General features: G+C 43.8%; 18 protein-coding genes and 1 pseudogene. 9 read left to right on the top strand and 10 right to left on the bottom strand.

Annotation, left to right across the window (positions count from 1 at the left end; all coding sequences use genetic code 11):
• Nucleotides 1-152 precede the first annotated feature (152 nt).
• Both ACQCVE_RS10035 and ACQCVE_RS10040 read right to left on the bottom strand, forming a co-directional pair.
• Nucleotides 153-1,454: an ATP-binding protein gene (locus tag ACQCVE_RS10035; RefSeq protein ID WP_426842592.1), complete on the bottom strand. Its 1,302-nt coding sequence runs from the start codon at nt 1,452-1,454 to the stop codon at nt 153-155.
• Nucleotides 1,455-3,139: 1,685 nt separating this feature from the next.
• Entirely contained in the window at nt 3,140-4,309 is a 1,170-nt protein-coding gene (locus ACQCVE_RS10040) for a MalY/PatB family protein (protein WP_426842591.1), read from the bottom strand.
• Between the two features lie 81 nt (nt 4,310-4,390).
• Here ACQCVE_RS10040 and ACQCVE_RS10045 point away from each other — a divergent pair, with 81 nt between their 5' ends.
• Nucleotides 4,391-4,645, top strand: a complete 255-nt coding sequence (locus ACQCVE_RS10045) for a DUF1871 family protein (protein WP_426842590.1) — start codon at nt 4,391-4,393, stop codon at nt 4,643-4,645.
• 49 nt (nt 4,646-4,694) lie between these two features.
• Here the strand turns inward: ACQCVE_RS10045 and ACQCVE_RS10050 are convergent, their stop codons facing one another.
• Nucleotides 4,695-5,522, bottom strand: a complete 828-nt coding sequence (locus ACQCVE_RS10050) for an alpha/beta fold hydrolase (RefSeq protein ID WP_426862641.1) — start codon at nt 5,520-5,522, stop codon at nt 4,695-4,697.
• 272 nt (nt 5,523-5,794) lie between these two features.
• On the opposite strand from ACQCVE_RS10050, the gene ACQCVE_RS10055 reads away from it, so the two are divergent.
• Together ACQCVE_RS10055 and ACQCVE_RS10060 are read left to right on the top strand one after the other, a co-directional pair.
• Complete coding sequence (locus ACQCVE_RS10055) at nt 5,795-6,295, top strand: Lrp/AsnC family transcriptional regulator (RefSeq protein ID WP_426842588.1); 501 nt, start codon at nt 5,795-5,797, stop codon at nt 6,293-6,295.
• Nucleotides 6,295-7,497 (top strand): aminotransferase, encoded by a 1,203-nt coding sequence (locus tag ACQCVE_RS10060; protein ID WP_426842587.1) that lies wholly within the window; start codon nt 6,295-6,297, stop codon nt 7,495-7,497. The genes ACQCVE_RS10055 and ACQCVE_RS10060 overlap by 1 nt, the downstream gene beginning before the upstream one ends.
• A gap of 203 nt (nt 7,498-7,700) precedes the next feature.
• Here ACQCVE_RS10060 and ACQCVE_RS10065 read toward each other — a convergent pair whose 3' ends face one another.
• On the bottom strand, nt 7,701-8,063 hold the full coding sequence (locus ACQCVE_RS10065; protein WP_426842586.1) for a helix-turn-helix domain-containing protein: 363 nt from the start codon (nt 8,061-8,063) through the stop codon (nt 7,701-7,703).
• 150 nt (nt 8,064-8,213) lie between these two features.
• Between ACQCVE_RS10065 and ACQCVE_RS10070 the strand changes: the two genes are divergently transcribed.
• The 3 genes from ACQCVE_RS10070 to yugI all read left to right on the top strand — a co-directional run bounded on the left by ACQCVE_RS10070 (nt 8,214) and on the right by yugI (nt 10,931).
• Nucleotides 8,214-8,771 carry an RNA polymerase sigma factor gene (locus ACQCVE_RS10070; RefSeq protein WP_426842585.1) on the top strand — a complete coding sequence of 186 codons (558 nt, stop codon included), beginning with the start codon at nt 8,214-8,216 and terminating at the stop codon, nt 8,769-8,771.
• Nucleotides 8,764-10,413 carry a hypothetical protein gene (locus ACQCVE_RS10075; RefSeq protein WP_426862643.1) on the top strand — a complete coding sequence of 550 codons (1,650 nt, stop codon included), beginning with the start codon at nt 8,764-8,766 and terminating at the stop codon, nt 10,411-10,413. The genes ACQCVE_RS10070 and ACQCVE_RS10075 overlap by 8 nt, the downstream gene beginning before the upstream one ends.
• A gap of 122 nt (nt 10,414-10,535) precedes the next feature.
• Nucleotides 10,536-10,931: a S1 domain-containing post-transcriptional regulator GSP13 gene (gene yugI, locus ACQCVE_RS10080; protein WP_426862645.1), complete on the top strand. Its 396-nt coding sequence runs from the start codon at nt 10,536-10,538 to the stop codon at nt 10,929-10,931.
• 106 nt (nt 10,932-11,037) lie between these two features.
• Here yugI and ACQCVE_RS10085 read toward each other — a convergent pair.
• From ACQCVE_RS10085 to ACQCVE_RS10105, 5 genes and pseudogenes are all read right to left on the bottom strand, one after another.
• Nucleotides 11,038-11,328: pseudogene (locus ACQCVE_RS10085) on the bottom strand (transposase); the annotation flags it as partial.
• 430 nt (nt 11,329-11,758) lie between these two features.
• Nucleotides 11,759-12,112, bottom strand: a complete 354-nt coding sequence (locus tag ACQCVE_RS10090) for a DUF3221 domain-containing protein (protein ID WP_426842583.1) — start codon at nt 12,110-12,112, stop codon at nt 11,759-11,761.
• 51 nt (nt 12,113-12,163) lie between these two features.
• A complete protein-coding gene (locus ACQCVE_RS10095) occupies nt 12,164-12,529 on the bottom strand; it encodes a hypothetical protein (RefSeq protein ID WP_426862647.1) in 366 nt (121 codons plus the stop codon).
• Nucleotides 12,530-12,649: 120 nt separating this feature from the next.
• Nucleotides 12,650-14,059, bottom strand: coding sequence for an MDR family MFS transporter (locus tag ACQCVE_RS10100; RefSeq protein WP_426862649.1), 1,410 nt, complete (start codon nt 14,057-14,059; stop codon nt 12,650-12,652).
• Nucleotides 14,060-14,216: 157 nt separating this feature from the next.
• Nucleotides 14,217-14,450, bottom strand: coding sequence for a DUF378 domain-containing protein (locus ACQCVE_RS10105; RefSeq protein ID WP_426842580.1), 234 nt, complete (start codon nt 14,448-14,450; stop codon nt 14,217-14,219).
• A 192-nt stretch (nt 14,451-14,642) separates the two neighbouring features.
• Here ACQCVE_RS10105 and ACQCVE_RS10110 point away from each other — a divergent pair, with 192 nt between their 5' ends.
• Nucleotides 14,643-15,806 carry an iron-containing alcohol dehydrogenase gene (locus ACQCVE_RS10110; RefSeq protein ID WP_426842579.1) on the top strand — a complete coding sequence of 388 codons (1,164 nt, stop codon included), beginning with the start codon at nt 14,643-14,645 and terminating at the stop codon, nt 15,804-15,806.
• A 112-nt stretch (nt 15,807-15,918) separates the two neighbouring features.
• On the opposite strand, the gene ACQCVE_RS10115 is transcribed toward ACQCVE_RS10110, so the two are convergent.
• Nucleotides 15,919-16,425: an N-acetyltransferase family protein gene (locus ACQCVE_RS10115; RefSeq protein ID WP_426842578.1), complete on the bottom strand. Its 507-nt coding sequence runs from the start codon at nt 16,423-16,425 to the stop codon at nt 15,919-15,921.
• A 188-nt stretch (nt 16,426-16,613) separates the two neighbouring features.
• Between ACQCVE_RS10115 and ACQCVE_RS10120 the strand changes: the two genes are divergently transcribed.
• Entirely contained in the window at nt 16,614-17,963 is a 1,350-nt protein-coding gene (locus ACQCVE_RS10120) for a glucose-6-phosphate isomerase (RefSeq protein ID WP_426842577.1), read from the top strand.
• A 157-nt stretch (nt 17,964-18,120) separates the two neighbouring features.
• Nucleotides 18,121-18,525: a YugN-like family protein gene (locus ACQCVE_RS10125; protein WP_426842576.1), complete on the top strand. Its 405-nt coding sequence runs from the start codon at nt 18,121-18,123 to the stop codon at nt 18,523-18,525.
• Nucleotides 18,526-18,939: the final 414 nt, after the last annotated feature.

Raw genomic sequence — 18,939 nt, forward strand, 5'->3', positions numbered from 1 at the left:
AACTGCGAAGGCATGCCGGCGGTCCATTTAAGGCTGGATTTCATATACAGGAAGTTATGGGATGTTCAGAAACTGCGAAGGCATGCCGGCGTTCCTTTTAAGGCTGCATTTCTTATACATGAAGTTATGGGTGCCCAGAATACAAGGCCCGGTCAGGATGGCTTGCTCTGCTGTTCAGGCAGACAAATAGGCAAGGAAACGGTAGCAGACGTGCCGGCACCGGGTTCACTTTGGTAACGAAGCGTTCCTTCATGCTGTTCCACAATTGAAAAAGTTACCGTCAATCCGAGTCCTGTCCCTCTCTCTTTCAGAGTAAAGTATGGCTCGCCAAGTCTTGCTAGCTGCTCGGAGGTCATTCCCACTCCATTATCCTTTATTTTGATTCTGATAAATTCATGGGAGGCATAAGCGGTTATTTTAACTTCCCCATCACTTTCTGCCACAGCTTCTATCGCGTTTTTGAGTAGATTCAGAAAGACCTGCTTGAGTCGTGAGGCATCACCGTATACATAAAGATTTGGCGCAATGCTGTTTTTAAAATGAACGTTTTTAAAATTGGCATAGGAGGTCATAATCTTTACAACCTCACTCAGCAGAAGGCTCAGAGAAACTTCATTTTTTTCATAATACTGCTGTTTGGCGAGGTTTAAATAATCGGTTATGATGTCCTGAGCCCGGTCCAGCTCTGAGAGGATCAGGGTAATATACTCATCCTTCTGAGTCCCGGTGCTTCTCCGGTCTGTACCGATTAGCTGGATAAACCCCCGGACAACAGTAAGCGGATTGCGTACCTCATGAGCAACACTTGCTGCCAGCTCACTCACAATGGCAAGTTTTTCAGATTTAATAACCCTGGCCCTTAAAAAGGCATTTTCTTTTGTTGAATTCACGCAGTAAATGGTAAGCAAAAGCACAATCGTAAATAAAACAAAGCCAACTAACATCTCAATAAGGCTTTCGGTTAGCTTAAAGTTAATCATTCCTGAAAAATAAAGAACGGAGCTTGCTCCATAAGTTAAGGCCAGCTTCAGGATACTGAAAAGAAGCCCAAACCCAAGCTTTGACTGTATTTTAATAGTACTCCACTTAGAGTAGAGAATAATGGGCAGAATTAAAAACAGGGGGGTGATGATTACAGTCATCCATACAATGTCGCCTCCGGAGTATAGACGGTACAGAAAGCCGGTGGCTGCCGCACATATACCTGTCAGCGGTCCTCCGTACAGCGTTGCAGCAAGATAGGGAATATAATGGAGCCCGTAAGGCATCCCATCAGCCACGGTAATCGGGAAGGTCATACAAAGAATGGCCGAGAGGCTGCAAAGAATGTAGATAAGTATTTGATTAGGCTTAGGGATATTCGGCGTCGGCCTATTTAGCCAGATTGCCTGATAGAGATAGATGGGGAACAGGATAAACGTTACTTGCAAAATTAAATCCTTTATATTCTCCATAAACGTCTCCTATGCAATTGATAGGTTGATTATACCATTAATAGTAAAAAAATGTTTACAATGTTTTTATTAATTCAGTATATTCGATAATTCGAGGAGGCAGCTCAGAACAGAAAAAAACGCGGGCTGGAATCCTTCATCATATAGATGAAGCGCAGAAATCTGCGGATAGACTTTAGAGAATGGGTACAAGGAATGGTGCATAGACGGTCCTTTCGTACCGGAACTGGAGGTTCAACGCCACAGGGACAATAAATTTGGAATACGGACCATATAATAAACTCCTTACCGGAACTGAGCCGAAATTCGGACCGGCTCACCCCGTAGTGCAGCTTTCAGACTCAAAAACCGGCGGACCGGATAAAATGCCTATGCATGGTGTAACGGATTTTGTCGAAAAGTAATTATATTGGGAGTACGGACAATAAAATGGAGAGTACGGACAATAAAACGAAAGTACGGACAATAAATCTGGAATACGGACAATATAATAAATTCTGTACCGAAACTGAGCCGAAATTCGGACCGGCTCACCCCGTGGTGCAGCTTTCAGACTAAAAAACCGGCAAACCGGATAAAATGCTTCTGCACGTTGTAGCGGATTATGTCGAAAAGTAATTATATTGGAGGTACGGACAATAAAATGGAGAGTACGGACAATAAATCTGGAATACGGACAATAAAGCAAAAGTACGGACAATAAATTTGGAATACGGACAATAAAGCAAAAGTACGGACAATAAATCTGGAATACAGACAATAAAACAAATTCTGTACCGGAACTGGACCAAGATCTGTGAGGTTCAACCGCAGTTTACAGACTAAAAAACCGGAAGACCAAATGCTTCTGCACGTTGTAGCGGATTATGTCGAAAAGTAATTATATTGGAAGTACGGACAATAAAATGGAGAGTACGGACAATAAATCTGGAATACGGACAATAAAGCAAAAGTACGGACAATAAATCTGGAATACAGACAATAAAACAAATTCTGTACCGGAACTGGACCAAGATCTGTGAGGTTCAGCCGCAGTTTACAGACTAAAAAACCGGATAAAATGCTTCTGCACGTTGTAGCGGATTATGTCGAAAAGTAATTATATTGGAAATACGGACAATAAAATGGAGAGTACGGACAATAAAACAAAAGTACGGACAATAAATCTGGAATACGGACAATAAAATATTCCCGTCCCCCCAACGGACACCAAAATCCGGACCGATTCAACGCCTAACTGCGATTTTCAGCCTAAAAAAGGCAGTCCAGTGTACAATGTGCCTGTCCAACTTAGCTGATTTTGCCAAAAAGCCGGTAGATAATCCATGCTAGAACCAAAAAGGACCATAAATAAAAATGCCAACCAGCATCCTGATTATTCTTGACCGCCGCCAAACAGAAAAAGGCGCCTATTAGGAATCAGCAGCGCCGACGCTTGTTCATCTGCTGAAAACCGAGAAAAAGATCAAAACCGAACACATACACATTTAGGCGCGTCCCAAATCGCCCACCACCCCACAGTGGAAAGTGCTGGACCATCCATGATCAGCTTTTCCTGAAAACGTTTAGTCATTAAAAAACCCCCAGAGTTCGAGCCTCCGGGGTTATGCCTGGACCAGAAAACCATGCCTTCCGAAGAAGGGCTTGATCCTTACCACACATATGGCTGCATCCACAGCGGTTTGCTATTCAGCAAACGCGGCTTTCACTCTTGAAAGGCCATCTTTAAGTGTTTCGAATGGGCAGCCTGCATTCAGTCTTACAAAGCCCTTCCCGCCCGGGCCATATTTAGAACCTTCTTCAAGAGCTATTTTTCCTTTATGAAGCAGCAGCCTCTTGATCTCTTTATCGTCCAGGCCAAGCTCTCTGCAATCGATCCAGAGCAGGTAGGAGGCATCAGGTTTAATCGCTTTTACCCCCTTTACTTCGCTGTTCAAATAATTGATGGCATACTCCATGTTTTTTTCCAGATAGAGTGTCAGTTCATTCAGCCAATGGCTTCCATGACGATACGCGGCTTCCATTGCGGAAATACCGAAGGCGTTTAGTGTAAAAAAACCTTGTTTATGTAACGTTTCATCCATTTTCCTGCGCAATGATTCGTTTTCGATTACCATGACTGAGGCTTGGAGACCTGCCAGATTAAAGGTCTTGCTCGGTGCGAGACAGGTAATTGTAAGGCTCGCTGCTTCTTCGCTGATGGAAGCGAAAGGGACATGCTGGTTTCCAAATAGCATAAGGTCTGAATGAATTTCATCTGAAACCATCAGAACGTCATGCCCGACACACAAATCTGCTATTTTAGCCAGTTCATCTGCTTTCCATGAACGACCTCCAGGATTATGCGGATTGCACAGCAGCATCAATTTCACTTCAGGATCGGCCATTTTCTTCTCTAAATCATCAAAGTCAATGCTGTAGAGCCCTTCATTGAGCAGGAGCTCACTGTTTACCACGGTTCTGTCATTTCTTTTGACCATATCAAAGAACGGGGTATAGACGGGTGACTGCAGCAAAACCTTTTCGCCGGGCTTTGTATAGGTTTGGATAGCCAGACTTAGGGCGGTTACAATGCCGGGGCTGAACAAAATGGATTCAGAGGCGATGGTCCAGCTGTTTCTTTCCTCAAGCCAGCTGATGATTGCATGTTTCGTGCTGTCGCCAATCGAGGAATAACCGAATACTCCATGGTCCACTCTGTCTTTTAAAGCTTCAAGCACCGGCTCTGGTGCTTTAAAATCCATATCCGCCACCCACATAGGGAGCACATCGGATGTTCCAAATATTTCTTTTGTTAAATCCCATTTAACGGAATTGGTTTTCCGGCGCTGAATGACTTCATCGAACAAATTCATGAGCTCACCTCTTATATCTTTTCTTTCATCGTATATGTGTTAAAATAAATTTGCAAAAATAAGGTGCGGGTGATGATAAAAATGGAGACACAGCAAGCCAATGAATGGATGATGGACGTTTTATATAAATGGGATCCGCTCGGCTACGGAGAAGGATTTTATGAGACTGAAGCCGTGGACGTTGTTCAGGCCGTTCATGAACTGGACAGCGATGAGAAGCTTGCCCGGAAAATTCAGGCTATTTATGAGCATTCCTTTGAGAAGTGGATAGCGATGGACGAATGCTTAAAAAAATCCAAAGAACTGCTTCATATAAAAAGTCAGTCCGGCTGCTGAAGCTTCCCAAAATACGAAGGCGGCCGTATCGTACGGCCGCCTCACCTGGTTAAGCATGTGAAAAGTTCATAATTCTGTCCATTACGTGAAAAGGCCTTTCTTCAGGAACAAGGTGTCCGGTTTGCGCGAGTTCAAACAGGGAGGCATTCGGCAAATCCCTGCTCATTCTTCTGCCAACCTCTACCGGTACGATCTTATCCTCCTGCCCCCATATTAAAAGGCTCGGCACTTCAATTTTCATTAAGTCCTCTTTAGAAAGGTCCCCTTCCCGATCCCGGATCATACGGGCAAGGGCCATGAAAATCCGGTCATCCACAAAAGGCTGCATGTAGCCATCCATCATCTCCTGATCAATCAGGGAATGATCATAAACGACGTTGCAGAGATTTTTAAATACTCCCTGGCTTGAGAGCCAATGCTTGATGCATAAATAAAAGTATGGAACATAGGATCCGCAGATCATATAATGCTTCATTCGCTTCATATAGCCTGAGCTGCAGAGCAGCACCACTTTTTTGAACATTTCAGGTTTTTCTTTCACGGCATAGAGGGACACCTGTCCGCCCATTGAATGTCCTACGAGAACGGCGTTTTTTACTTGAAGCTTTTCAAGCAGCTCAATAACAATTTTGGCCATATTCCGGTAGGAGTGAACAAATCGAATGGATTTTTCCGTCTTGCCAAAGGGAGGAAGGTCGATGGCAATGATGCGGAATTCCTCCATCAGGAGCGGGATCATCCTTCTGAAACTAAAGGTAGAGGATAAAAATCCATGAAGTAAAACCATCGTTGGTTTTCCGGGATTTTTCTCGTACAGCTCATAATGAATATTGATGCCCTGAAGGCTCATTGTAGAATGACAAAAGGTTTGGTTCATGTTCAACACTCCAGCAATGATAGTTAGTGGCAGTTATTCGTTTCATTCGGCAAAACCTGTCCGAAAAAGAAAAATTTTGCCTCTTCATTTAATGTTAAGCTCAGGCACGGAATGCTGGCGCCTTCTGCTTTTGTTCTTATTGTGTCCCGACGATGCCTGTCCACTCATGTAAAAAATACCCCGTATGGGCGTAATGAAAACAGAATTTTCAGTCATCATAATGGTTTATTCATGTTATAATGTTCTGAAGATTTTATACTGGGGGGATATACATGAAACTGAGTAAAATGGAAACTGAGGTATTGGAGATACTTGAAGAAAACAGCAGGCTCCCGGTTGACTCCATCTCAAAAATGGCAGGACTTTCGATGGAAGAAACCGAGCAGATTATAAATAAATTGGAAAGAGAAAAAATCATTATTGACTACGCTGCAACCGTCGACTGGAGGAAAGTGGACGGTCATGAAGGTGTAACAGCCATGATTGATGTCAAAGTGGCTCCAAAGCGGGGAGTCGGCTTTGATGAAATCGCCGAAAGGGTATACAGGTTTAAAGAGGTTCGGTCGGTTTACCTTATGTCCGGGGCATATGACCTTAGCGTTGTCATTGAAGGGCGGTCGATGTCCGAGGTTGCCCGATTTGTGTCTGAGAAGCTTTCTGCTCTTGATTCGGTTCTCTCTACAACCACGCATTTTATTTTAAAAAAATACAAGCACGATGGAAGAATTTTTGATACAGGCGAAGAGGATAAACGGATGGTGGTTACTCCGTAATGGATAGTTCCCGTTTTTTATCAGCAGCTGTATCTGACCTAAAGCCCTCGGGCATTCGTAAATTCTTTGATCTCGCAGCAAGTATGGAGGGCGTTATTTCACTGGGGGTCGGAGAACCGGATTTTGTAACGTCCTGGAGTGTTAGGGAGGCGTGCATTCTTTCCCTTGAAAATGGCCATACCTCCTATTCCGCAAACGCCGGCTTACTGGAATTACGGGAAGAGATCAGCCATTACCTTGAGCGGAAATTTCATGTCAGCTTTGATGCGGAACAGGAAATTTTGGTTACGGTTGGAGCAAGTCAGGCATTGGATCTGGCACTGAGAGCGGTACTTAATCCGGGAGATGAAGTCATTATCCCAGAACCTTGTTTTGTCGCTTATGGCCCGCTTGTAAAGCTGGCTGGAGGAGTTCCGGTATATGTTTCCGCCAATTCCAACAATGGCTTTAAAACCATGTCTCATCAGATAGAAAAATCGATTACCTCCAAAACAAAAGCCGTTCTTTTATGCTCGCCAAACAATCCGACAGGTGCGATGCTTAGCAGGAAGGACTTGGAGAAACTGTCAACCATCCTGACAAAGCATGATCTTCTGGCCATTTCGGATGAAATCTATGCTGAGCTTGCATACGATGAAGAATTTACAAGTCTTGCTTCCCTTGAAGGATTAAAGGAAAGAACCATCACCATTTCCGGATTTTCTAAAGGATTTGCGATGACGGGCTGGAGATTGGGCTATGCTGCAGCCTCCGCTCCGTTGCTGCAGGCCATGCTGAAAATCCATCAATATTCGATGATGTGTGCACCAACTATGTCCCAGTATGCGGCCATTGAAGCTCTCAAAAACGGGGAAGAAGATGTGCAGCGAATGAAGACGGATTATCGAAGAAGGCGAAATTATTTTGTCAGGTCTTTAAATGAAGCGGGATATCCTTGCCAAACTCCCGGAGGAGCGTTTTATGCCTTTCCGTCAATTGAGTATTCCGGCCTTTCCTCGGCAGAATTCGCAGAGCAGCTGCTGCTCGAAGAAAAAGTAGCTGTCGTTCCGGGAGACGTATTCGGTCCATCTGGTGAAGGGTTCATCCGCTGTTCCTACGCCTCATCGCTTTCTCAGCTTGAAGAAGCTTTAAAGAGAATGTCGGCATTTATGAAAAGAAGACAGGGCTCAGTCTCAAAGTGGAAAACATTGCAGGACTTTTAATTCGGGGATATTTCCGGCATGGAGTCCCGGGGTTTGAACAACTCCGGGTGCTTCTGACCGTTATGTATAACCCCTCAAATAGAGGAATATAAAAGCAAAAAAAAGGACAAAGCGATTTCGCTTTGTCAAAAATAAAAGGGGGGAATACTAGAAAGCCTTTGATGGTTTTAGTATTCCCCCCTCCTTATACGTATAAACCTTTTTTATTCACTTTTTTTATTTTTTTTTTCGAAAAGCATTTGCATGACTTTCAAAAAGTCTTCTTCGGAGATTTCGTTTATTTTTCTGAGTACAAGCTTTGCCTTTTTAACCCCGGCTTTTTTGATGAGGAGATCCAGCTCCTGGTCATAACCGGGGGCTGCCGGGGAACTGTGTTCAAGCAGCTCAGATGCCGGAACATCTAAAACTGTAGAGAGTTTTAAGATACTTGCGGTATCGGGAATGATTTCCCCCGTTTCGTACTTTTCTATGGAGGCTTTCCCAAGTCTCGCTTTAGCAGCGAGTTCCTGCTGGGTCATCCCTCTTATTTCACGATAATACTTAATGGTTTCTCCGGTTTTTTTCATTTTTAATCCCCCATTTATCAGTGTGTTTTCTTACTTCTATCTTACCTCTTAATATCCTTTATTTTCCTTATTGAAATTGAATTTTCTGTGAGCATTACTTGAAACTTTTGTGCGGAAAGGTCCGTTATACAGGCGAAAGGGGGGGACTTCATGGAGGAGGAAGAACTGGTAGCTAAGGCTAAACAGGGCAATAGGGCAGCATTTCAGCAGCTGGTGGAAGTAAACCGGCCGGTTGTGGAACGGTTTGCCTACCAGCTCGGAAACCGGCGGGACGATATTGATGATATTACCCAGGAGGTTTTCATCAGGGTATACCGGTTTCTTGATCAATTTTCAAGAGCGAAGTTTTCAACTTGGCTTTATAAGATAACCTTAAATGTAACGAGAGATGCGGCGAGAAAGAAGGCGTCCGCTGTTAAAAAAATCTTTAAGCTGCAAAATGAACAAACTAACGAATATCCGGCAGTAGAAGCTGCTATTTTAAAAAATGAAACCGACCGGGCATTGCATCTATGCCTTCAGAAGCTTGATGAGAAATATAAGGTGCCCATTATTCTTTTTTACTTTCATGAAAAAAAATACGAGGAAATTGCTGAAATTCTTTCATTAAGTCTTTCTGCTGTGAAGACAAGAATTTTAAGAGGAAAAGGAATGCTGAAAAAAGCACTGGAAGACGTGGAGAAGAAAGAAGGTGAAACACATGGATGAAAAAGCTTTTGAAGAAAGGCTCAGCAAGCTCAGCGTGGCATATAAAGAACTGCCGGCCCAAACAGCTGCAGAGGATATCACCCGGAACGTTTTTCAGGCAGAAGGGAAAAAACAGCGGTTTCGTTTCTTCAGCCTGCCTGTTGCGGGGAGCTTTGCCGGGGTCATGCTCATAGGAGGCCTGTTATCCTTTCAAATCCTGACGAATGAAGCCGGACCATCTCCAGGCGGAACTAACCCGGGAATGACGGCTCAGAGCCCTCCATCAAAAGAAGAGGTTAAAAAGCAAACCGAAGAAGCCAGGACTGACTATAATGAGCGTTTAAAGCCTCTTAAAAATAAACTGGGCACAGAAGATGCAGACTTGTATCCTTTTGTGCAAGAAGTCAGCCTGGATATTGAGGAATTTGCAGCAAAACCATTTAAAAGCGAGAAGGAGCTTGCAAATCAGAGTGGCCGATTGATGGATAAAATCACCTCTCATGTCTCAAGCTTTGAAGATCAAATGGCAGCCTTAGAGAAAAAAGCCAAGAATGGTGAAGAAATACCAGACGAAGAACTGCTCCTCCTTCTCTCCAAACAGGATCAGCTCCAGGAAAGGTACATGGAGAAATGGGATGAAATTCGGGACAGCATAAAGTTTAATTCTGAAAGCTTTGAACGTGATATTCAATCATTGAATGACAAAACCTATAAAGGGTATGAAGCGGAAACAGAAGAAATAAGGAACCAAGGATTCCGCTTTGTCCATGAAGGGGAGGGGCAGGTCGGCATTGTGCCGGACTACCTGCTTATTGAGGAAAAACTCGGAGAAAGCTTGTCCTCCCAGGGGTCGGAGTGGCTCAGCTTATTTATAAATAAGCGATACGTATTTGATGGAGAAGTGAAGGATTTCGGGGCGCTTGGCAAAAGATTGATTGAGCTTGAAGAGTTTGTTTTAACCTATCCAAACTTTGGAAAAATCGAAAAGGTGAAAGAGGAATATTCGTTTCTTTTGAAAATGTATATTGCCAGCGGCTTTTATACTCAAGGCGGTGAAGGAGAACTGAACGAACAGTTCGAAGAGAGCATGACGAAAATAAAGGAAGAGAACCCGACATCAGCTACACATAAAGCCATTTTAGAGTATCATGCCCTTTTTGAAACTGGTGAGCTTGCAAAGGGCCAGGGGGAAGAAGGAATTCAGCCGGAAATACCGCCCTTCTTAGAGGAGCACAAGCCGAAGGGCACAATGCCATTCTCCATCTTTCCATTAACGGATGAGTTAAAAGGAATGTACGAAAAACTGAAGGACACGAAGGATATCCGTTCACTAGGAACGGTCCCTGCCTATAAAGGGATGTTCATGAACGAACCAAAAGCATTCCTGAGAATATATTTATATGCGATGCAGGAGAAAGATTACGAAACGGCTTATCTCCTGACAGATCAGCAGCTCTCAATCGGTGAGTTTAAACAAAAAGCAGAACAGTCCTCAGACGATTACTTGGATTTGTCAAATAAGGTCCGGAATGTAAAAGAAGACTATCAAGATTCCCAAGACCCATCCGTAATAATAGAGCTTTACTCTGAACGCGAGAACGTGTCCTCATTTACAGTCCAAAATGACGGCACCCCTTTAAGCAGCAGGGTTTTAGTGAAGTAAAAGGATTAGACTGCAGAGACATCTGCAGTCTTTTATTTATTTTTGAAAAATAACACAAGTTATGATATAATCTTTACTTGCGTATGTAGACCGAAATATAAATTTTTTAGGAGTGTTTAATGATGACAGCCACTTATGAAGTTGGAAACGTATATACAGGGAAAATTACAGGCATTCAGCCATACGGAGCGTTTGTAGCGCTTGATGGCGATACACAGGGCCTTGTTCATATTTCTGAAGTGACACACAGCTTTGTTAAAGATATTAACGAGCATTTGAAAACCGGTGAAGAAGTTCAGGTTAAAGTCCTTTCCATTGATGAAAAAGCAGGGAAGATGAGCCTTTCTATCCGCGCAACTCAAGAGGCTCCTGAGCGTCCGGAACCAAAAAAGCAGCCTAGAAAGAAACAAGCAGCTGCTGCATCAGCATCATCGTCTTATTCTTCCGGTGAGTCTGCTCAAGGCTTCAATACGCTAAAAGAAAAGCTTGAAGAATGGATTGAACAATCTAAAAAGTAATAAGCAAAAAAGGCATCCGTGATCCGGGGCTATTGACAAAAGGGAAAGGAGCGCAGTCTCCTTTCCCTTTTGTCTTCTTTTTGCTTTTTTAGGGTGTGTTTTTTCTCTATTTCCTCTCCTTTGGAACTAATCTTTTTACCATTCTTTTTAGATTTATTGCCATCGCTGAAAAGAGGCATTGTTCAAGAATTTTTTTCATGCCCCTTTTATACGTCTTATATAGATTGTGTTTTGTTTTCAGCGTACCAAAGGTTCCCTCACACCAAATTCCTCTTAGTTTTTGGACCCTCTTGTACTCACATGTTTTGGTTCTCTCGGCATTCGCTTCCAGCCATTCATGCGCAATTGGATGGCAGATTGTTCGTTTACTGGCTGTCTGTCCGAAACACTGATTTCGTAAGGGGGCACCCCTTGCAGTCTTTTACTTTGGCGGCATAGGTTTTGACAAAGTTTCCATTTTTACTTCTACCCAAATGCGGAAAAGGGAGGAGTTTTGATTGGAACATAAATAGTGATCCTGGGCATTTAAAAGCTGTATTGGATTCCGTTGAACTGATATAACCATTGATCCCTAAAGTTGAAAGCCCGTGATGAATCTGCGTGGTTTTAGTATCGTAAAATTGAATTTTTCTTTCGTCACATTTAACCGTTCAACAATCGTTGACGTTTCCTGCCGTTGGATGAATATCAATGATTATGCCATTGGCTGCACCAATGGTGGTATGCGCTAAATAGTGGGGGCCATGGGGTTTTCCGGGGCGAATTAATACACCGGGCATCCTGTTCCCTCGTAACAACCGAAGCCGTTTCTTTTTTTGCCCCTTTGTCTAATAGATTTGATACTTCAATACGTTGGTTTTTGGGGGGGTGGATTCTCGGATAAAATCATACCAGATCTTTATCTTATCTCCCGATTGAACCCCTTTGCTCCCATTATTGATACCAATTACTTTCGGGAACACTTTTCTTACTTTTTCTAAATCGTAACCCTCCAAATTAACTTCTTTTGCATCTTCAATTAACCAGGTGCCCTCCTTTCCTTTATAAGCAACCCCTGCCAGTGTCCGATCGTCACTAGGATTTTGAAGTTTTTTAGAAATGTCTTGTGAATCATTGCTATTGCATCCAAATAGCAGAAAAAATAATGATGAGATTATAAAAAAATATTTCAGTCTTCTCACCCGCTTTTTTAAAGATTTTCATTTAAAACTGTCAGCGTAGTCGATCCATTTTCAGCCTGATATAACAAATGGAATTATATCTTGAGTAAATGGTATTATAAACCTCAATTTACTTATTTTAGAATATACCATAAAGAAACACCAGACCGGGTGTTGGTTACCTATTTTTTTGCAGTAATTGATTGTGACTGTTTGGTTCTCTTCTACATAGTCGATGCTCTTTTTTTCATAAAGGGGTTCAGCCGCATCCTTATTCATCGTTGCGACATACGCGCTGATCTCTTTCAGGTGTTCGATACCGCTAGTACGCTCAATCGCGAGGCGGACGTTTTTTTCGTTACCGGTCTTCCCGTAACCGACGATGTTTTCCTTTTGCTGTGACTGGCAGCCGGACAATAACGCGCTGATGGGCAGCACAAACGCTGCAGCTGTTCTTTTTTTCTCATTGGGTTCGTCCCCGTTCCATGCCGTAGACCGTTCGGAGCGCCGACCCGGACAAAAACACGTACGCCCTATCCGAATGCTTTTTAAATTGAACTAATCGGCGTGATCCTTTCTTTCCTCTTTAATAAAAAGGGCAAAGATGACTCCGGCTGCACATATACACCCTGTAACGAGAAACGAGACATTGACACCGTGGATCATTTTTTCCGGACCCTGCCCGGGTGCATTCATTTGTGCAGCGGCAATGACAGTAAAAAGGATTGCTGTTCCAATTGATCCCGCAATTTGCCGCATCGTATTATTCATCGCCGTACCATGCGAGATTAAATGTTTTGGCAGCTGGTTCAAACCTGCTGTCGTTACAGGCATCATGACCATTCCTACACCTAAAAGCCTCACAGCATTGACCGATGTTAAATAGAGGAAAGAGGTGGAAACGGACAGGCTGCTCATCATAAACGTCGTGATGGTGGCAATGACGAGCCCTGGAACCGCAAGCTTTTTTGCCCCGATCCGGTCATACAGTTTCCCGGAAACAGGGGAAAGAGCTCCCATCAAGATTGCGCCAGGCAAGAGCATAAGACCGGACTTAAGAGCGGAGTAGCCGAGCATATTCTGCATGAAGATCGGAAGAATGGTTGCGCTTGAAATCATGACGAGAAACACAATAGAAGCTATCCCGGTGGTGATGGTAAAGATCCGGTTCTGAAATACTTTAAATTCCAGGATAGGCTCTTTCAGCTTTGATTGTCTCGTAATAAAGACAACCAGCGCAATCACTCCGATTATAAGAGTAATGAGGACAGCAGGATTAGACCATCCTGTATTGCCTGCACTGCTGAATCCGAATAGCAGCCCGCCAAAACCAAGAGTAGATAACACAATGGAAGGGAAATCCAACTGCGGATAGGTCTGTTTTGTTACGTTCGTGATGATAAAGAATGCAATGATGATATCAACTATAGCAATTGGAAGCACGACATAGAAAAGGGTTCTCCAGGAGTATTCATCCACAAGCCATCCGGACAGCACTGGTCCGATTGCCGGTGCAAAAGCGATGACAAGTCCAAAGAAACCCATTGCCTGACCGCGTTTTTCAACCGGGAAAATAACAAACAGAACCGTTTGAATAAGCGGAATGATAATTCCTGCCCCTGCCCCCTGTAAAATCCGGCCCATAATCAGCATCGTAAATCCCCCGGAAACAGCACATATCAGCGTACCTGCCGCAAATAGACCCATTGCACTTAAATACAAGGCTCTAGTTGTAAACTTTCCAGTTAAAAATGCTGTTATCGGGATCATTATCCCATTTACTAAAAGGAACACGGTTTGCAGCCACTGGGCAGTAACTGAAGATAAACTCAGTTCTTCCATAATGTGCGGCAAGGCAGTCGCAAGCAGGGTCTGATTCAAAATCGCTATAAATGCGCCTGACATCAGGACGGCCACAATAGGTATTACGTTTTTCCTCTGCTGTTGGTTTGCATCGTTTTTCTGCATCTTCCAGCCCTCGTATCATTTCGTCATAATACTTTATAACCTGCTCTGTGCTTTCTAAAACAGTGGAAGGTGCTAAAGGACTGGGGAAGCATGTTAATGTCCTGCCAATAATAAAAAGAGGGCACCCGTTTGAGTGCCCTGCTTCCGGAAAATGCTGTTATCTTGTCTCGGGTTTTGGCTCTGTGCGCCCGAGTTCTGCAGCCGGCTTGAATAGAAGGCCGATGTTTATTAATCCCGCAATTCCAACTAAGCCATAGATGATGCGGGATAGAGCTGCACTCTGTCCGCCGAAGATGGCTGCTACGAGATCAAATTGAAAAAATCCGATCAATCCCCAGTTAACAGCTCCAATAATGGTAAGTACAAGTGCTGCGCGCTGAATTCCACTCATATTTTATTCCCTCCTGATGTTTAATGGATTCAATGTTAATGTGCGGAAAGGGCTGAAAAATATACATCCGGAAATTAGAAAAAAGCCCTATAGAAAGAAGCAATATAGCAGATACTACCGAGGCGCATTTCTTTACAAGTGAATGGTCCGAGGTCCATAATACAGGTGTAAATTTGAGGAGGCGATTTTAACATGGAAAACTTTACATATTACAATCCGACTAAGCTTATTTTTGGAAAAGGCCAGCTCGGCCAATTGAAAACCGAGCTGCCTCAATACGGGAAAAAAGTATTGCTTGTATATGGAGGAGGAAGCATTAAACGAAGCGGGCTGTATGATCAGGTTCTGTCTGTCCTGAATGAAATAGGTGCTGAGGTTTCCGAGCTTGCAGGAGTAGAGCCAAACCCACGTCTGACTACTGTCAGAAAGGGAGTGGACATCTGTAAGAGTGAAGGGGTCGAGGTTATTCTTGCAGTTGGCGGAGGAAGTGTCATTGACTGTACAAAAGCCATTGCCGCCGGAGCGAAATATGATGGAGATGCCTGGGACATTGTCACGAAGAAACATACTCCGGAGGATGCTCTTCCATTCGGTACTGTATTGACATTAGCAGCAACCGGTTCAGAAATGAACGCCGGTTCGGTCATTACAAACTGGGAAACCCAAGAGAAATATGGATGGGGCAGCCCCCTTACATTCCCTAAATTCTCGATTCTTGACCCGGTTAATACTTTCACTGTTCCGAAGGATCATACAGTATATGGCATAGTGGACATGATGTCCCACGTGTTTGAGCAGTATTTCAACCGTGCTTCCAACACGCCGCTTCAAGACCGTATGTGCGAGGCCGTATTGAAAACGGTGATGGAAGCTGCTCCAAATTTGCTTGAAGATCTGGAAAACTACGAGCTTCGTGAAACGATCCTTTATAACGGCACGATTGCTCTGAACGGAACCCTTCAAATGGGGGCTCCCGGAGACTGGGCATCCCATAACATAGAGCATGCCGTATCAGCTGTTTATGATATTCCTCATGCAGGCGGGCTGGCGATCATCTTCCCTAACTGGATGAAGCATAACCTCCATGTAGACACAGCGCGCTTTAAACAGCTTGCTGTCCGCGTATTCGACGTGGATCCGGAAGGTAAGACGGATGAAGAAACGGCTCTAGAAGGAATCAGCAGACTTCAGGAGTTCTGGAGCAGTCTCGGAGCGCCTTCCCGTTTGGCTGACTACAATATCAATGAGGAAAACATTGATTTAATGGCCGATAAAGCGATGATCAACGGTGAATTCGGCCGTTTCAATCCGCTTCAAAAGAAAGACGTAGTCGACATCCTGCAAGCTTCCCTGTAAGAGAGTCATCAGGCTGCACTATTGAACGAAGACCCAAGACCGCTCCCATGAGGATCTTTCTTGGGTCTTTTCTTATAATAGGGCAGAGGAGCCAAAAATGGATCGGCAGGCTTTAAAGGAATAGAGCCATTGTAATCATATCCGCGTATTCACCCGTTTCATACCGAATTTCTTTTTGCATTCTGCCTTCTTCAATAAATCCGAGTTTTTCATACAATTGTATAGCTATATCATTATTTGAGAAAACCTCAAGTGTGATTTTTTCAAGACCCCGTTCATTTTTGCACCAGTCAATCATTCTCCGCATCAGCTCTTTGCCGATCCCGCTTCCCTGATGATTTTTAGTTACTGATATGCCAAAGGAGCAGACATGGTTCCTGCGGTTTCGTTTTTGCCGGTTAACATTAAGCATTCCAACCAGGCTTCGTCCGGAAAAGGCAAGCAGAATCATACCCCCATCCTGATACGTTTGTTTGATCCAATATTCTTCATCTTCTATGGAAGGTTCATATTCAGAAGCCTCGCTTATCATATAGGGGGTTTCACCAAGGATTTTTTTTATGTAACGTGTCATTTTATAGGCGTCCGCTTGTGTGGCTAATCGTATTGTCGTTTTCATGGGTCCCTCCGATAAAACTGGAAATCAGGAAAATTTTCCATCTTACTATCTAATGTAACAGCTTTTTAGAATGAGTCAAAAGGAAAATTTATATATGGCATCGCTTTCAACTAAGGGCATGCTTGATTTAAAGAACTAGTTTGGGTAAAGTGAAAGAGGCAAATAATTTAGTATAGGAGGATGAAACCATGACACATGTTCGTTTTGATTATTCCAAAGCGCTGTCCTTTTTCAATGAGCATGAAGTTACATACCTGCGCGATTTCGTGAAAGTAGCGCATCATTCCATACACGAAAAAACAGGTGCAGGCAGCGATTACTTAGGCTGGGTCGATCTTCCTGTCAATTATGATAAAGAAGAGTTCGGACGCATTCAAAAAAGCGCCGCTAAAATTAAAGAGGATTCGGATGTTCTTATCGTTATCGGTATCGGAGGATCTTACCTTGGTGCACGTGCAGCTATTGAGATGCTGAACCATTCGTTCTATAATGCACTATCCAAAGAAGACCGAAAAACACCACAGGTTATTTTTGCAGGAAACAACATCAGCTCTTCTTATATGAGGGATTTGATGGATCTGCTGAAAGGCAAAGATTTCTCGATCAATGTCATTTCCAAATCTGGGACGACAACCGAGCCTGCACTGGCATTCCGTATTTTCCGTAAGCTCCTGGAAGAAAAATACGGAAAAGAAGAGGCGCGTACACGCATCTATGCAACCACTGATAAAGCTCGCGGAGCTCTCAAAACGCTTGCTGACGAAGAAGGGTACGAAAGCTTCGTTATACCTGATGATGTGGGCGGCCGTTATTCTGTACTAACAGCGGTTGGCCTTCTTCCAATCGCGGTTGCAGGAAACGACATTGAGTCGATGATGAAAGGTGCAGCAGATGCAATGAACGATTTCTCAAGCTCAGAGCTTGAAGAAAATGCTGCATACCAATATGCCGCTGTCAGAAATGTTTTGTATTCAAAAGGCAAAACCATTGAAATGCTCATCAACTATGAGCCGGGTCTCCAATACTTCTCTGAATGGTGGAAGCAGCTATTCGGCGAAAGTGAAGGAAAAGACCAAAAAGGCATTTTCCCTTCTTCTGCTAACTTCTCAACCGATTTGCATTCTCTTGGACAATATGTCCAAGAAGGGCGCAGAGATCTCTTTGAGACGGTTTTGAACGTGGAACAATCCAGGCACGAGCTTCTTATCGAAGAAGAGGATAACGATTTGGACGGCTTGAATTATCTTGCCGGAAAAAATGTGGATTTTGTTAATAAAAAAGCATTTGAAGGAACCATGCTTGCCCACACTGACGGGGATGTACCCAACCTGATTGTAAACGTGCCGGCAATGGATGCGTACACTTTCGGTTACCTTGCTTATTTCTTTGAAATTGCCTGTGCGATGAGCGGGTACCTGCTCGGTGTGAATCCGTTTGACCAGCCGGGAGTCGAAGCCTATAAAGTCAACATGTTTGCTCTTTTAGGCAAGCCGGGATTCGAAGAAAAGAAAGCAGAGCTTGAAAAGCGTTTGAAATAATTCAGGGAAAAAAGCTGATTCTTGCGGGAATCAGCTTTTTTTATTGGAACCGAAAGGATCAGCGGGCGAAGTGGTAGTTACAGCCGCAATATGCTGACCCGCCAGCTGCATGAAACCCCGTTAAAAGGAGAACCTAATCCTAAAAAGAGGTGATCCGATGATTGAAATCCCTTCAGCTCTCGAAGGGGAGCAGTATAGTCTCTTTGATCTGGAAACGGAGCTTAAACCGCTTGGGTATTCGATTGGCGGAGGCTGGGATTATGAAAAAGGCTCGTTTGATTATAAAATTGACGATGAAGTCGGTTATCAGTTTTTAAGGCTCCCTTTTACAGCAGCAGCCGGTGCACTGGATTCGAAAAATACTTCAGTAAAGCTTGGGCGTCCATACCTTTTATCTCATAAATATCAGATTGGGCTGGATGACCACGCAAGAGTCGGGAACTTCCAGGCATCATTTAACCAGTTTTCTGAGCCGCAGGATAAAGACGCATCCTTTCCGAAAGAATATGTGGATTTAGGGAAGTCGCTTGTAAAAGAGCTGGAAAGTATCCTATTGCCATAGCAGAAGGCTGCCGAAAAGATCCGGCAGCCTTTTTTTCTTAGTACACGTTGTCAGACAACGGGGGCTAATTCATGCGATGTCAGACATTCTTGTCAGACAACGGGAGCTTTTCCCCGCGATGTCAGACATTCTTGTCAGACAACGGGGGCTAATTCATGCGATGTCAGACATTCTTGTCAGACAACGGGGGCTAGTTCATGCGATGTCAGACATTCTTGCCAGACAACGGGCGGAATTCACGCGATGTCAGACATTCTTGTCAGACAACGAGCGCAATTCATGCGATATCAGACATTCTTGTCAGACAACGGGCGGAATTCACGCGATGTCAGACATTCTTGTCAGACAACGGGCGGAATTCACGCGATGTCAGACATTCTTGTCAGACAACGGGCGGAATTCACGCGATGTCAG

Source organism: Metabacillus sp. 113a (assembly GCF_050107635.1).
In the GTDB taxonomy this organism is placed as follows: domain Bacteria; phylum Bacillota; class Bacilli; order Bacillales; family Bacillaceae; genus Metabacillus_B.

What these genes read in the sequence shown, in the direction of transcription:
- ACQCVE_RS10035 (WP_426842592.1), bottom strand. Translation starts at nt 1,454, where the DNA reads ATGGAGAATATAAAGGATTTAATTTTGCAAGTAACGTTTATCCTGTTC.
- ACQCVE_RS10040 (WP_426842591.1), bottom strand. Translation starts at nt 4,309, where the DNA reads ATGAATTTGTTCGATGAAGTCATTCAGCGCCGGAAAACCAATTCCGTT.
- ACQCVE_RS10045 (WP_426842590.1), top strand. Translation starts at nt 4,391, where the DNA reads ATGGAGACACAGCAAGCCAATGAATGGATGATGGACGTTTTATATAAA.
- ACQCVE_RS10050 (WP_426862641.1), bottom strand. Translation starts at nt 5,522, where the DNA reads ATGAACCAAACCTTTTGTCATTCTACAATGAGCCTTCAGGGCATCAAT.
- ACQCVE_RS10055 (WP_426842588.1), top strand. Translation starts at nt 5,795, where the DNA reads ATGAAACTGAGTAAAATGGAAACTGAGGTATTGGAGATACTTGAAGAA.
- ACQCVE_RS10060 (WP_426842587.1), top strand. Translation starts at nt 6,295, where the DNA reads ATGGATAGTTCCCGTTTTTTATCAGCAGCTGTATCTGACCTAAAGCCC.
- ACQCVE_RS10065 (WP_426842586.1), bottom strand. Translation starts at nt 8,063, where the DNA reads ATGAAAAAAACCGGAGAAACCATTAAGTATTATCGTGAAATAAGAGGG.
- ACQCVE_RS10070 (WP_426842585.1), top strand. Translation starts at nt 8,214, where the DNA reads ATGGAGGAGGAAGAACTGGTAGCTAAGGCTAAACAGGGCAATAGGGCA.
- ACQCVE_RS10075 (WP_426862643.1), top strand. Translation starts at nt 8,764, where the DNA reads ATGGATGAAAAAGCTTTTGAAGAAAGGCTCAGCAAGCTCAGCGTGGCA.
- yugI (WP_426862645.1), top strand. Translation starts at nt 10,536, where the DNA reads ATGACAGCCACTTATGAAGTTGGAAACGTATATACAGGGAAAATTACA.
- ACQCVE_RS10100 (WP_426862649.1), bottom strand. Translation starts at nt 14,059, where the DNA reads ATGCAGAAAAACGATGCAAACCAACAGCAGAGGAAAAACGTAATACCT.
- ACQCVE_RS10105 (WP_426842580.1), bottom strand. Translation starts at nt 14,450, where the DNA reads ATGAGTGGAATTCAGCGCGCAGCACTTGTACTTACCATTATTGGAGCT.
- ACQCVE_RS10110 (WP_426842579.1), top strand. Translation starts at nt 14,643, where the DNA reads ATGGAAAACTTTACATATTACAATCCGACTAAGCTTATTTTTGGAAAA.
- ACQCVE_RS10115 (WP_426842578.1), bottom strand. Translation starts at nt 16,425, where the DNA reads ATGAAAACGACAATACGATTAGCCACACAAGCGGACGCCTATAAAATG.
- ACQCVE_RS10120 (WP_426842577.1), top strand. Translation starts at nt 16,614, where the DNA reads ATGACACATGTTCGTTTTGATTATTCCAAAGCGCTGTCCTTTTTCAAT.
- ACQCVE_RS10125 (WP_426842576.1), top strand. Translation starts at nt 18,121, where the DNA reads ATGATTGAAATCCCTTCAGCTCTCGAAGGGGAGCAGTATAGTCTCTTT.